We start from the raw sequence: 13,771 nt of genomic DNA, 5'->3' as shown, positions 1-13,771 counted from the left end.
GGGACCATCCGCAGGATGGTGGAGGGGCGGCGCAGCGTACGCAGCCGTTCCGTATGCCGCCATCCCCCTCCACCACGCCCTCGCGGGCGCGGTCCCCCTCCCCACCCTGTGGGGAGGAGCTTTGCCTCGCACTCTTGGCAGGATACATCCCCCCCATGCCCCTGCACCTCGGCCAGCGCCTCGCCCCTGCCCGCTTCGTCGCCTTTGCCGCCGTGGCGCTTGCCGCCGGATGCTGGTCGGTGCCGGCGCTCGGCTGGCGGATCGGCATCCCGCTGGCGTTCGATATCGGCGCGGTCGTGTTCCTGCTGTCGTGCCTGTCGCTGATGGGTGCCTCGGCCGAGCGGATGCGGCAGGCGGCGATCCGCAACGACGCCAATCGCGGGCTGCTGCTGGTGCTGTGCGCGGCGATCGCCATCGTCCTGTTGACCGCGATCGCGATCGAACTGGGCCAGCGCGGTGCGCCTAGTGCGGGCACCGTCGTGCTGGTCGTCGCGACGCTGCTGCTCGCCTGGACCTTCGCGAACACCATCTATGCGCTGCATTATGCGCATCTGTTCTACACCGCCGACGATGCCGGCAGGGACAGCGGCGGGATCGACATGCCCGGCACCGACGAGCCGGACTATTGGGATTTCGTCTATTTCGCCTTCACGCTCGGCATGACGTTCCAGACGTCCGACGTATCGATCACCTCGCGCACCATGCGTCGCACGGTGACCGGGCATTGCCTGATCGCGTTCGTGTTCAACCTGGGCGTCGTGGCGTTCAGCGTGAACGTGCTGGGGGGATCGTGACCGCCGCAACGCCGGTATCCCCGCGCAGGCGGGGATCCAGAGCCACAGGCGCTACCGCTTGATACCCTGGATCGCCGCCTGCGCGGGGATACGGGACGTTACTCCGCCGCCTGCGGCACCACCGCGCTCGCCGCGTCGATCTCCGCCGCCTTCGCCTCGACCAGCTTCACGATATGCTCGATCATGTCGGCGTCCTGCACATGGTGGTCGGTGACACCCGACAGATAGACCATGTGCTTGCCATTGCCGCCGCCGGTAATGCCGATATCGGTCTCGCGCGCCTCGCCGGGGCCGTTGACGACACAGCCGAGCACCGACAGCGACATCGGCGTGCGGATATGCTGCAACCGCTCCTCCAGCGCCTGCACGGTGCGGATCACGTCGAAGCCCTGCCGCGCGCACGACGGGCACGACACCACGCGCACGCCGCGATTGCGGATGCCCAGCGCCTTCAGGATTTCGAACCCGACGCGCACTTCCTCTTCCGGCTCGGCCGACAGCGAGACGCGGATCGTGTCGCCGATCCCGAACCACAGCAGCGACCCGATGCCGATCGACGACTTGACCGTCCCGCCGACGAAGCCGCCCGCCTCGGTAATGCCAAGGTGCAGCGGGCAGTCGACCATTTCCGCCAGCTGCTGATACGCCGCGACCGCCAGGAACAGGTCGGACGCCTTCACCGCGACCTTGAACTCGTGGAAGTCGTGGTCCTGCAGCAGCTTGATATGGTCCATCGCCGATTCGACCAGCGCTTCGGGGCACGGCTCGCCATATTTTTCGAGCAGATGCTTTTCGAGGGAGCCGCCGTTCACGCCGATGCGGATCGCGCAGCCATTGGCCTTGGCCGCGCGCACGACCTCCGCCACACGCTCGTTCGATCCGATATTGCCCGGATTGATCCGCAGGCAGGCCGCGCCCGCATCGGCTGCCTCAAGGGCACGCTTATAGTGGAAATGGATGTCGGCGACGATCGGTACGCGCGCGGCGCGGGTGATCTGGCGCAGCGCGGCGGTGCTTTCGACATCGGGGCACGACACACGGATGATGTCGGCGCCCGCCTCTTCGCAGCGGCGGATCTGGTTGATCGTCGCGACCGCATCCGACGTGTCGGTGTTGGTCATCGTCTGCACCGTGACCGGTGCGTCGCCGCCTACGGCCACGTTGCCGACCATGATCTTGCGGCTCTGGCGGCGGTGGATATCGCGCCACGGGCGGATCGACATGATGGGTCTCGCTAACAATTGGGTTACTTAACACCCGGTATAGCCCCGCATTGCGTCACGCGAAAGTCGAACGGGAAAGTACAGGTGGCAGAAGGGGTTGGGGCAGCATCGTCGCGGCATTACGGGCTGGACTGGCTCCGGATCGGTGCGTTCGCGGTGCTGATCCTGTACCATATCGCGATGGCGTTCAGCCCGTGGCACTGGGTCGTGACCACCGGGCATGCCTATCGCGCGCTGATCGCGCCGATGGCGGCGGTGACTCCGTGGCGGCTGGGGCTGCTGTTCGCGGTATCGGGCTATGCCAGTGCGACGCTGGTGGCGCGCACGGCGACGCCGGGCGCGTTCGCCGCCGAACGGTCGCGCCGGCTGCTGATCCCGCTGACCTTCGGCATGCTGGCGATCGTACCGCTGGAGATGTGGGTGCGCGTGCTGGAGGGCGGCTACCCCCATGGCTATATGCGCTTCTGGATGGTCGATGGCTGGCGCCTCGGCAGCTTTTACGGGGTGGAGTTTCCCAGCTGGGAGCATCTCTGGTTCCTCGTCTATCTGTGGACCTATTCGATGCTGCTGGCCGCGTTCGTCGCGACGGCGGGGGCCGCGCGGCGGTTGGACCGGATCGCGGGCTGGCTGTCGCAGGGGTCCCGGCTGCTCTGGGCACCGATCGCGCTGATGACCGGCATCCGCCTCGCCGCGCTGTTCGTGGTGCCGGAGGGTCAGGGGCTGCTGCACGATGTTGCCGGCCATTCGCAATATCTGCCGCTGTTCGCGCTGGGCTTCCTGATCGCGCGGCGGCCGCTGCTGTGGCGATCGCTGCACCGCCACGCCGCCCCGGCCCTGCTGCTGGCGCTGGTCGCGGGCGGGATCGTCGTGTCGGTCGAGCTGCACTATCCCGGCGACGTCGTGCCGCCGCACCTCGCCATGGCGGCCAACCGGGCGGCGCGATCGGTCATGGGATGGGCGATGGTGGTGACGCTGTTCCAGCTGGCCGACCGCCACCTCAACCGCGACCATCGCTGGAGGGGAGCATTGGGTCGCGCCGTATTCCCGGCCTATATCGTGCACCACCCGGTGATCGTGCTGGTAACGTGGTTCACCCTGCCGCTGGCGCTCGGGCCGTGGAGCGAAGCCGCGCTGCTGCTCGTGGCAACGCTCAGCGCCTGCGTCCTCGCCTACGTCCTGGCCCGTGCGGTGCCGGGCATCGGCACCCTGCTCGGCGTGCCGGCCCCAGCCCCAAAGGGTGGCAGGAGCCACGCGATCTGCTAGGTCCGGCCGCCCGCCCAAGCAGGACAACGACATGCCGACCGATTCCCCCCGCCCCTGGACGCTGCTGGTACATGGCGGCGCCGGTATCCTGACCCGCGAGACGGTCAGCGCCGAAACCGACGCCGCTGCGCGTGCCGGGCTGGACGCCGCGCTGGCCGCGGGGGAAGCGGTGCTCACCGCCGGGGGCGAAGCGATCGACGCGGTCGAGGCGGCGGTGCGCGTGCTGGAGGACGACCCGACCTTCAATTCCGGGCGCGGCGCGGTGTTCACCTTCGACGGCACCATCGAACTGGACGCGGCGATCATGGACGGTCGCGACCGTTCGGCCGGCGCGGTGGCCGGCGTCACCCGCAGCCGCCATCCGGTCACGCTCGCCCGTGCGGTGAAGGACCACAGCCCCCACGTCTTGCTGGCGGGCAAGGGTGCCGACACCTTCGCCGCCGAACAAGGGGTGGAGGCCGCCGATGCCGACTGGTTCATGACGCCCGAACGCCGCGCACAGCTCGATGCGATGAAGGCGAACCCCGATGGCTGGTTCGACGTCGACATGAAATATGGCACGGTCGGCGCGGTCGCGGTGGATGCAGCCGGCCATGTCGCCGCCGCGACCTCGACCGGCGGGGTCACCGGCAAGCGCTGGGGCCGGATCGGCGATTCGCCGCTGATCGGGGCGGGCACCTATGCCGACGATCGCGCCTGCGCCATGTCGGCGACCGGATCGGGCGAATTCTTCATCCGGGTGGGCGTCGGGCATGAGATCGCCGCGCGCATCCGCTTTACCGGCGAATCGATTCAGACCGCCGCCGACACGGTGCTGGCGGAAACGCAGGCGATGGGCGGCACCGGCGGCGTCATCGTCGTCGGCCCCGACGGCGATGCGACGTGGAGCCTGACGACGCCCGGCATGTTCCGCGGCCGCGTGTCGGAGGGCGAACAACGCCGGGTCGCAATCTATGGCGATGAAGGATGAGTGGCCTTACCGGCCTGCACCATGTCGCGATCATCGCCTCGGACTATGACCGGTCGAAGGCATTCTATGTTGAGGCGCTGGGCTTCGCGATCGTCCGCGAGGTGTGGCGTGCCGAGCGCCGGTCATGGAAATGCGACCTGACGATCCCCGGCGCGCAGATCGAGCTGTTCACCTTTCCCGAAGCGCCGCCCCGCCCCTCGCGCCCCGAAGCGCTGGGCCTGCGCCACCTCGCCTTCACCGTCGTCGATATCGATGCGGAAGTTGCGCGACTGGCGCACCACGGCATCGTGTGTGAGCCGATCCGGATCGATGAGCATACCGGACAGCGCTTCACCTTCTTCGCCGATCCCGATGGCCTGCCGCTGGAACTGTACGAAACACGTCGCGCGTAATGCTGGGCGCTTGCGGCGGCGGGTAAAGCGGGTATCCCGAACTCCATGATTCGTCGCCTGCTCCTCGCGCTCGCCTGCCTGTTCGCTGCCTCCCCGGCCTATGCCTATTGGGAGTTCGGCCATGAAAGCGTGGCGACGATCGCGCGGCTGAACGTGCGCCCCGAAACGCGGCGTGCGATCGAACGCATCCTGCAACATCAGGCGCTGCTCGAAACGCCGACCTGCCCCGCGCGCACCATCGAGCAGGCAAGCGTGTGGGCCGATTGCGTCAAGCCGCTCGGCGAACGCTTCAGCTATGCCTATGCGTGGCATTACCAGAATGTCGACGTGTGCAAGCCGTTCGACCTGAAATCGGCCTGCAAGGACGGCAATTGCGTATCGGCGCAGGTCGAACGCGACGTGAAGCTGCTGAAGGACCCGAAGGTCCCGATGCGCGAAAAGGTGATGGCGCTTGCCTTTCTCGTCCATTTCGTCGGCGACCTGCACATGCCGCTCCATGCCGGCGATCGCGGCGACCTGGGCGGGAACCGGGTGAAGGCCGATTACGGCGTTTATGGTCCCGAACGCTTCAACCTGCATTCGATCTGGGACGGGCCGCTGGCCGAACGCGCGATCACCACGCCGCCCTCCATCCTGCGCACCTACACCGCCGCCGAACGGGCGCCGGTGCAGGCGGGCAGCGTCGAGGACTGGAGCCGCGACAGCTGGGAGGTCAGCCGCGACTATGCCTATGCCCCGGCATATGGCGGCGACGCCTGCGCGCCGAAGGGCAAGGAGCGTGTCCATCTCGACGACGCCACCATCGCCCGGCTGGTGCCGATCGCGCAGGATCAGGTGAAGAAGGGCGGCCTGCGCCTCGCCCGGCTGCTCGACGAAGCACTCGGCTGAGCGGCTGTCCGCGCGGCCATTGCGCCGCGCGCGATCCCGTGTCAGCTTGGCCCCCGACCCGACCGCGACCACGCGGCGGACGAGGATTGGGGGCAGGATGCGACTTTACGCGACGATCGGGGCGGCCTTGTTGCTGACCGGCTGCGGCTTCGGCCCGGCGACCGGCGGGCCGGAACTGCTGGTAACCGGACCCAGCGAGGCGGTCGCCGCCTTTGTCCGGCAACAGGGTGCGCAGGTCCCCAGCCGCGCAACGACCTTTCCAGAGACCATCAGCGACGGCAAATCGCGTGCGCGCGTGCTGATGCCGGTCGGCACTGGTACCGCGACGATGCAGGCGGTGGCCCGCCAGGCGAGCGGCGCCGGGCTGACGACGGCGATCGTCGCCGCGCACTGATCCATGGCCCGCCCCGGCGACCGCGACGAACCGAAGCCGGGGTTAACCATTTATTCGGCCATCGGGTGCGAAGCCGGTGCCATGATCCGGATCGGTCGCATGCTGTGGATTGCGCTGCTGTTGGCGATCGGATCGGTGTGGGCGCCGCCGGCCCATGCGCAGGCCGGCACGATGGGCAATGTCGGCCGCGCGATCGCGACCTGCATCAGCCGGGTTCGGCTGGGCGATACCCCGGCGGGCATGTTCGCGCGTCCCGACCGGTTCGACTGCACCAAGCCCCAATCGACGCTGGGGCCGGGCGATTTCTGGGTCCTGTCCGACCCGTTGCCGTCCCCGGACGACGCCGACGCCGCGATTCGCGTGCGGCAGGTCAGTCTTTGGCAACGCCAGATGACGCTCTATGCCCAGGCCGCCGACGGCCGGATCGTCGGACAGTTCGCCGACGAATTCGGCATCGGCCGGCGGCTGCGGCTGGGCGCGGTGATCGAACATCGCTTCGTGCCCGCCGGCGCCCCCTTCACCCGCCTGCTGTGGCGGATCGACGGGGCGAGCAACATGCGCGGGCTCGTGCTCGGCCCGCGGCTGGCGACCGATGCGCAGAGCGTCCGCTCCGACGTGCTGCTCGCCGCGCTCTATTCGGCCTTTGCCGGGCTGGCGCTGGGCCTGCTCGTCTATAATTTCGCGCTGTGGCGGGTGCTGCGCCATGATTTCCAGCTCGCCTATTGCGCGCTGCTGGGCTGCCTGCTGCTCTATGCGCTCAGTTCGTCGGGCGCGATGGCGTGGCTGCTGCCGGAAATGTCGAACAACCGCCGCATCCTGTTCAGCTACATCATGCTCTGCTGCGGCATGGCCACCGCCCTCGCCTTCTGCGCGTGCTTCTTCGAAGCGCATGTGCTGGACGGCTGGCCGCTGCGAGCGATCCGCGTGGTGATCCTGGCGTTCTGTGGCATCGCCCTCGCCTTCATGGCGTTCGGCCCCCAGGCGATGGCGATGCTGGACCGGCTGTTCTCGGTGACGATGCTGCTGTCGCCGATCGCGGTGCTGGCGGCGCTGGTGCGGGCATGGCGGCGGCGCAGCGCCTATCTGTCGCTGTTCGCGCTCAGCTGGGCCGCGCCGCTGGGGATGCTGGTCGCCCGCTCGCTCTACAATCTCGGCCTGTTGCCGTGGAGCTTCTGGGTCGATAATTCGACGATCCTCGCGATGACGATCGAAACGCTGCTGGCCAGCGTCGCCATCGCCTATCGCATGCGCATGCTGAGCCGCGAACGCGACGAGGCGATCCGGCAGGAAGCGATCAGCCGCGAACTGGCCGATACCGATCCGCTGACCGGCCTGCTCAACCGGCGCGCCTTCCTTGCCCGTGCGATGTCGTCCGAAGGCACGCGCACGCTGATGCTGTTCGACATCGACCATTTCAAGCAGGTCAACGACACGATCGGCCATGATGGCGGCGACGAGGTGCTGCGCCTGTTCGCGCGCACCCTGCGCTACCACGCGCTGCCCGGCGTCCTGGTCGCGCGCATGGGGGGCGAGGAATTCGCGCTGCTGGGCGAGGATGCGATGCTGCCCGATGTCGACGTGATGCTGGCCAGCATCCGCGCGGTGCGGCTGCCCTTCGACCTGCGCATCACCAGCAGCATCGGCATCTGCCACGGCCCGCTGACCGATGAGAACGACTGGAAACGCCTCTATCGCATGGCCGACAAGGCGCTGTTCCAGGCCAAGGCCGCCGGGCGCGATCGCGTCGGTCGTGCCGCACCGCTGCCGATTGCCGCCTGACAGCGATTACCCGCGGCGCAACCCGGCTTGCATGCGCCGCAACCGTTGCTTACACCCATGTAAATGAGCAGCGCCGCCCCCGTTCCCGACCGCTACGCCCACCCCGTCGCGTGGGAGACGCCGTTACCGCCGATGTCGATGGTGACGCTGTTCGAGGAATCGGCCGCCCGTCGCGGCGACGCCCCGCTGATCGATTTCCTCGGCCGCCACTACAGCTATGCCGAAACGAAGAACGGCGCGGATCGTGTCGCCTGCGGCCTTGCGGCGATGGGCTATGGTCCGGGCGACCGCATCGGCCTGTTCCTGCCCAACGTGCCGCATTATGTCGCGGCCTATTACGGCATCCTCAAACTCGGCGCGACGGTGGTGAACTTCTCCCCGCTCTACACGCCCCAAGAACTTGCGGCGCAGGTCGAGGATTCGGGCACGAAGCTGCTCTTCACCCTGTCGGCCTCCGCCCTGCTGCCGACCGCGCTGAAGGTACTGGAGAACAGCTCGCTCGAACGGCTGATCGTAGGATCGGTCGCGGGTGCGCTGCCGCCGGCCAAGTCGCTCTTCTACCGCTGGTTCCGTGCAAAGGAGGTGACGCCGCGCCCCGCCGATCCCCGCGTCACCGCCTTTTCCGCGCTGATCGCCAATGACGGCGGCTGCGGCACGCCGACGATCGACCCGGAACGCGACCTCGCGCTGATCCAGTATACCGGCGGCACGACCGGCAGTCCCAAGGGGGCGATGCTCAGCCATGCCAACCTGTCGGCCAATGCGCGGCAGGTCGCGTGGCTCGACCCCGATGGCCCGACGCCGGGCGAACGCATCATCGGCGCGCTGCCGATGTTCCACGTTTTTGCCAACACCTGCGTCCTCAACCGCACGGTCGTGACCGGTGGCGAGATCGTGATGCTGCCGCGCTTCGATGCCGGACAGGTGCTGGCCGCGATCACCCGCACCCGCGCCACTGCCATGCCCGGCGTGCCGACCATGTACCGCGCGCTGCTCGACCATCCCCGCCTGCCCCAGACCGACTTCTCCTCGCTGCGCTTCTGCATTTCAGGCGGCGCGCCGATGCCGCCCGAACTGAAGGAACGCTTCGAGGTGGCGACGAAGGCGACCCTGGTCGAGGGATACGGCCTGTCCGAAAGCTCGGGCGTGGTATCGTGTAACCCCTATGCCGGCCCGCAACAGGCCGGCAGCATCGGCCAGCCGATCGCGCAGACCCGCGTCCGGCTGGTCGACAAGGAAGACCCGACCCGACCCGCGCCCGAGGGGGAGCCGGGCGAGATCGTCGTGGCGGGGCCGCAGATCATGTGTGGGTACTGGCACCGGCCCGACACCGACGACACGACCTTCTGCCTCGACGCCGACGGCACCAAATGGCTGCGCACCGGCGATGTCGGCACCATCGACGCCGATGGCTTCATCCGCATCGTCGACCGGTTGAAGGACATGATCGCGGTCGGCGGGTTCAAGGTGTTCCCGAGCGAGATCGAACGCATCCTCTACCACCACCCCGCCATCCGCGAGGCATTGGTCGTCGGCCTGCCCAACGAGTATCGCGGCGAAAGCCCCCACGCCTATGTGACCCTCGCCGAGGATTCGGAGATCACGGGTGAGGCGCTGAAGGCGTGGCTCAACCCGCAACTCGGCAAGCATGAACGCGTCGACGAAGTGGTCGTCCGCCTGACCCTGCCGAAAACGATGATCGGCAAGCTCAGCCGCAAGGACCTGATCGCCGAGGTCATGGGGGAGCGCGCCTGATCGGTCACCCTTCCGACCGCGCCCCAAATCCGGTAAGGGCGCGGCCATGACCACCCCGAAAACCTTCCACGTCAAATCGTTCGGCTGCCAGATGAACGTCTATGACGGCGAACGCATGGCCGAGCTGATGGCGGCGCAGGGCATGACCGCGACCCACGACGCGAATGCCGCCGATCTGGTCGTGCTGAACACCTGCCACATCCGCGAAAAGGCGACCGAAAAAGTCTATTCGGACATCGGCCGCCTGCGCAAACACGGTGCCGATCCGATGATCGCCATCGCCGGCTGCGTCGCGCAGGCCGAAGGGGCGGAGATCGTCCGCCGCGCCAAGGTCGACGTGGTGGTCGGCCCGCAGGCGTATCACAACCTGCCGAAGCTGGTCGCTGACGCAGCGGCGGGCAAGCCCGCGCTCGACACCGACATGCCGCCCGAATCGAAGTTCGGCCACCTGCCCGCCCGTCGCCGCAGCGGCCCGACCGCGTTCCTGACGGTGCAGGAGGGCTGCGACAAGTTCTGCACCTATTGCGTCGTTCCCTATACCCGCGGTGCCGAAATCAGCCGCTCGTTCGCGCGGATCGTGGACGAGGCAAAGGCACTGGTCGATGGCGGCGCGCGCGAGATCACGCTGCTGGGACAGAACGTCAATGCCTGGACCGATGCCGATGGTCGCGGCCTCGACGCGCTGATCCGCGAACTCGACCGCCTCCCCGCCCTCGAACGCATCCGCTACACCACCAGCCACCCCAACGATATGACCCAGGGGCTGATCGACGCGCATGGCGATGTCGAGAAACTGATGCCGTTCCTGCACCTGCCGGTGCAGGCGGGCAGCGACCGCGTGCTGAAGGCGATGAACCGCAGCCACACCGCCGACAGCTATCTGCGCCTGCTCGACCGGGTGCGCGCCGTCCGCCCCGACATCGCGCTGTCGGGCGACTTCATCGTCGGTTTCCCCGGTGAAACCGAAGCGGAGTTTCAGGAGACGCTGCGCCTGGTCGATGCGGTCGGCTATGCGCAGGCATACAGCTTCAAATACAGCCCCCGCCCCGGCACCCCCGCCGCCGACATGGCCGGCGAAGTGCCGCTGGAGGTGATGGACGACCGGCTGCAACGGTTGCAGGCGTCGCTGCTGCGCGATCAGAAGGCGTTCAACGACGCGACCATCGGCCGCACCTGCCAGGTCCTGGTCGAACGCGCCGGGCGCCATGCCGGACAGATGCTGGGCAAGTCGCCGTGGCTGCAATCGGTCCATTTCGACACCGACGCCCGGATCGGCGACATGGTGGAGGTGGAGATCGTCGCCGCCGGCCCGGTATCGCTGTCGGGGGTCGAACGGGTGCGGGCGGCGGCGTGACCGACGCGCACGCGCTGGCGGCGCGCGACGGCATTCCCGACGACATCGCCTATCTGCGCAGCGCCTATCCCAAGGGTGACTGGGCGAAGCACGTCAATTTCGGCGAGCTGTGCAATTTCTGGCTGCACGTCCACCAGTCGCTGCGGGCCGAGGGCGCGGCGGTGGAGAGCATCATCGCCGACTTTCGCGAAGACCGGCTCGACGCCCGTACCTTTCCGCAGCGCTTCGTGCCTGCGCTGAACCAGTTCCTCGGCCATCTCGACGGGCATCACCGGATCGAGGATGCGGTCTATTTCCCGAAGTTCCGCGCGCTCGACCCGCGCATGCAGCGCGGCTTCGACCTGCTGGAATCGGATCACCACGCCATCCACGCCGCGCTGGAAACCACGGTCGGCAGCGCGCGCGGCCTGCTCGCCAGCCTGAACCAGCCGCAGCGTGACGCGCGCGCCGCCGACGAACACGCCGCCCACGCTGCGACGCTGACCGCCCTGCTGCTACGCCACCTCGCCGATGAAGAGGATCTGGTGATCCCCGCGATGCTCGAACATGGCGAACGTCGCGTCGGATGAACGGTTGAACAAATAAATCAGCAATTTGATATATTGTATCGGCAACCAAATTGCCGGGATCGCATTGCACGCCGCGGAATGCTCTCATTCACGGAAAAACCCATCATGACGACCCCAGCCAAGGGCTATGCCGCACAGGCGGCCGATGCCAAGCTCGCCCCCTTCTCCTTCGAACGTCGCGATCCGCAGGCGAACGACGTCGCGATCGACATCCGCTATTGCGGCGTGTGCCACAGCGACCTCCACACCGCGCGCGGCGAATGGCCGGGCACGCTCTACCCCTGCGTACCGGGGCATGAGATCGTCGGCACGGTAACTGCGGTCGGCAGCGACGTGACGAAGTTCCAGGTCGGCGATACCGTCGGCGTCGGCTGCATGGTCGACAGCTGCGGCGAATGCGCGTCGTGCCATGAGGGCGAAGAGCAATATTGCACCGGCGGCGGGTTCGTCGGCACCTATAACGGTCCCGACCCGGTGCTGGGCGGCCACACCTTTGGCGGCTATTCGGACCATATCGTCGTCGACCAGGACTTCGTGCTGAAGGTCAGCCATGACGAGGGCGACCTCGCCGCCGTTGCCCCGCTGCTGTGCGCCGGGATCACCACCTATTCGCCGCTCAAGCACTGGGGCGTCGGGCCGGGCCAGAAGGTCGGCATCGTCGGCCTGGGCGGTCTCGGCCATATGGGCGTGAAGATCGCCGCCGCGATGGGGGCCGAGGTCTATGTCTTCTCGACCTCGCCGAACAAGCGCGACGACGCGATCCGGCTGGGTGCCAAGGATCTGATCGTGTCGAAGGACGCCGACGCCATGGGCGCGCATGCCGGCAGCTTCGACTTCATCCTGAACACCGTCGCCGCTGCCCACAACCTTGACCAGTTCCTCGGCCTGCTCAAGCGCGATGGCACGATGACGCTGGTCGGCGTGCCCGAAACGCCGCACCCCTCGCCCTCGGTCGGCACCCTCGTATTCGGTCGCCGTTCGCTGGCCGGCTCGCTGATCGGCGGCATCGCCGAGACGCAGGAAATGCTCGATTTCTGCAACAAGCACGGCCTGACCGCCGATATCGAGATGATCGACATGGCCGATATCGAGGCCGGCTATGACCGGATGCAGAAGAGCGACGTGAAGTACCGCTTCGTCATCGACATGGCGACGCTCGGCTGATGGCGCCTGGGGGATGCGGGAGCGACCTGCATCCCCCACACATTTATCGCTGTCCCGCCGCCTTCGGCTCTGCCACACTCCCCGGCGATGCAATTGCGCCGCCCCTGGCTCCCCCTGCCGCCTTCGTGCGTTGAAGGGTGGATGCGCGACCTCCATCCCGCCACCATATGCTTCCCCGGCCGGGCGCACCTCGCGTTCCGGCCGCTTCGCGAAAGGATCGCATGAGCCGCAAGCCCGTCCCCGCCCAAGCCGGTCAGCGCGCCCGCGCCGAAATCAGCTTCGACAAACCGCAACTCCTCTCCCGCCTGTTCGGCGAGTTCGATGCCAACCTGCTGGCGCTGGAGGAACGGTTGGGCGTCTATATCACCGCGCGCGGTGACCGGGTCGGGATCGAGGGGTCGGCGGAGGCCGTCGCCCATGCCCGCGAGGTGCTGAACGAACTCCACCGCCGCATCCTGCGCGGTGAAGAGGTCGATCCCGGCCTGATCGATGCGGTGATCGCCATGTCGGCGCAGCCCGCGCTCGACGGCATCTTCCGTGCGGAAAGCGGTCAGGGCGCGCCGTCGATCATGATCCGGACCCGCAAGAAGACGATCATGCCGCGCACCGCCGCGCAGGCCAGCTACATGCACCAGCTGCTGTCCAACGACATCATCTTTGCTCTGGGGCCGGCGGGCACCGGCAAGACCTATATCGCGGTCGCACAGGCCGTGGCGCAGCTCATCACCGGCAGCGTCCAGCGGCTGATCCTGTCGCGCCCGGCGGTGGAGGCGGGCGAGAAGCTCGGCTTCCTGCCCGGCGACATGAAGGAAAAGGTCGATCCGTATCTGCGCCCGCTCTACGACGCGCTGAATGACTGCCTGCCCGCCGAGCAGGTCGAACGCCGCATTTTGTCGGGCGAAATCGAAATCGCGCCGATCGCCTTCATGCGCGGCCGGACGCTCGCCGACGCCTTCGTCATCCTCGACGAAGCGCAGAATACAACGCCCGCGCAGATGAAGATGTTCCTCACCCGCTTCGGCCAGAACAGCCGCATGGTGGTGTGCGGCGATCCGAACCAGACCGATTTGCCCGGCGGCGTCCAGGCATCGGGCCTCGCGGATGCCACCCGCCGGCTGGAAGGGATCGAGGGCATGGCCTTTGCCGGCTTTGGCGCGGGCGACGTGGTGCGCCACCCGATCGTCGGTCGCATCGTCGAGGCCTATGAGGGCAAGGATGCTTGAGTT

The 13,771-nt window shown here is 67.7% G+C and carries 13 protein-coding genes; 12 read left to right on the top strand and 1 reads right to left on the bottom strand.

Features of this window, described 5'->3' with window-relative positions; genetic code table 11:
- The first annotated feature begins 155 nt into the window (after positions 1-155).
- Positions 156-794, top strand: a complete 639-nt coding sequence (locus ASE67_RS09965; RefSeq protein WP_055760214.1) for a DUF1345 domain-containing protein — start codon at positions 156-158, stop codon at positions 792-794.
- 98 nt (positions 795-892) lie between these two features.
- On the opposite strand, the gene ispG is transcribed toward ASE67_RS09965, so the two are convergent.
- Positions 893-2,017 carry a flavodoxin-dependent (E)-4-hydroxy-3-methylbut-2-enyl-diphosphate synthase gene (ispG, locus tag ASE67_RS09960; RefSeq protein WP_055760212.1) on the bottom strand — a complete coding sequence of 375 codons (1,125 nt, stop codon included), beginning with the start codon at positions 2,015-2,017 and terminating at the stop codon, positions 893-895.
- 84 nt (positions 2,018-2,101) lie between these two features.
- Here ispG and ASE67_RS09955 point away from each other — a divergent pair, with 84 nt between their 5' ends.
- From ASE67_RS09955 to ASE67_RS09905, 11 genes are all read left to right on the top strand, one after another.
- A complete protein-coding gene (locus ASE67_RS09955; RefSeq protein WP_055760209.1) occupies positions 2,102-3,280 on the top strand; it encodes an acyltransferase family protein in 1,179 nt (392 codons plus the stop codon).
- A gap of 31 nt (positions 3,281-3,311) precedes the next feature.
- The gene (locus ASE67_RS09950) at positions 3,312-4,250 is read left to right on the top strand and encodes an isoaspartyl peptidase/L-asparaginase family protein (RefSeq protein WP_055760206.1); all 939 of its coding nucleotides are present in this window, start codon (positions 3,312-3,314) and stop codon (positions 4,248-4,250) included.
- Positions 4,247-4,642, top strand: a complete 396-nt coding sequence (gloA2, locus tag ASE67_RS09945; protein ID WP_055760203.1) for an SMU1112c/YaeR family gloxylase I-like metalloprotein — start codon at positions 4,247-4,249, stop codon at positions 4,640-4,642. The genes ASE67_RS09950 and gloA2 overlap by 4 nt, the downstream gene beginning before the upstream one ends.
- A 45-nt stretch (positions 4,643-4,687) precedes the next feature.
- On the top strand, positions 4,688-5,530 hold the full coding sequence (locus ASE67_RS09940) for a S1/P1 nuclease (protein ID WP_055760200.1): 843 nt from the start codon (positions 4,688-4,690) through the stop codon (positions 5,528-5,530).
- Positions 5,531-5,627: 97 nt separating this feature from the next.
- Positions 5,628-5,924, top strand: coding sequence for a hypothetical protein (locus ASE67_RS09935; protein ID WP_055760197.1), 297 nt, complete (start codon positions 5,628-5,630; stop codon positions 5,922-5,924).
- Positions 5,925-6,005: 81 nt separating this feature from the next.
- Entirely contained in the window at positions 6,006-7,703 is a 1,698-nt protein-coding gene (locus tag ASE67_RS09930) for a GGDEF domain-containing protein (RefSeq protein ID WP_235511865.1), read from the top strand.
- Between the two features lie 63 nt (positions 7,704-7,766).
- Positions 7,767-9,458: a long-chain-fatty-acid--CoA ligase gene (locus ASE67_RS09925; RefSeq protein ID WP_082457051.1), complete on the top strand. Its 1,692-nt coding sequence runs from the start codon at positions 7,767-7,769 to the stop codon at positions 9,456-9,458.
- Positions 9,459-9,504: 46 nt separating this feature from the next.
- Positions 9,505-10,812, top strand: a complete 1,308-nt coding sequence (gene miaB / locus ASE67_RS09920; RefSeq protein WP_082457050.1) for a tRNA (N6-isopentenyl adenosine(37)-C2)-methylthiotransferase MiaB — start codon at positions 9,505-9,507, stop codon at positions 10,810-10,812.
- On the top strand, positions 10,809-11,381 hold the full coding sequence (locus ASE67_RS09915; RefSeq protein WP_055760194.1) for a hemerythrin domain-containing protein: 573 nt from the start codon (positions 10,809-10,811) through the stop codon (positions 11,379-11,381). Before miaB ends, ASE67_RS09915 begins: the two co-directional genes overlap by 4 nt.
- A gap of 105 nt (positions 11,382-11,486) precedes the next feature.
- Positions 11,487-12,545 carry an NAD(P)-dependent alcohol dehydrogenase gene (locus ASE67_RS09910; protein ID WP_055760191.1) on the top strand — a complete coding sequence of 353 codons (1,059 nt, stop codon included), beginning with the start codon at positions 11,487-11,489 and terminating at the stop codon, positions 12,543-12,545.
- Positions 12,546-12,766: 221 nt separating this feature from the next.
- Positions 12,767-13,768: a PhoH family protein gene (locus tag ASE67_RS09905; protein ID WP_055760188.1), complete on the top strand. Its 1,002-nt coding sequence runs from the start codon at positions 12,767-12,769 to the stop codon at positions 13,766-13,768.
- Positions 13,769-13,771 lie beyond the last annotated feature (3 nt).

The sequence above is a fragment of the Sphingomonas sp. Leaf23 genome (assembly GCF_001421585.1).
GTDB lineage: Bacteria > Pseudomonadota > Alphaproteobacteria > Sphingomonadales > Sphingomonadaceae > Sphingomonas.
Note: the sequence above shows the minus strand (reverse complement) of the source record. Positions and strands in the feature narration are given on the sequence as shown.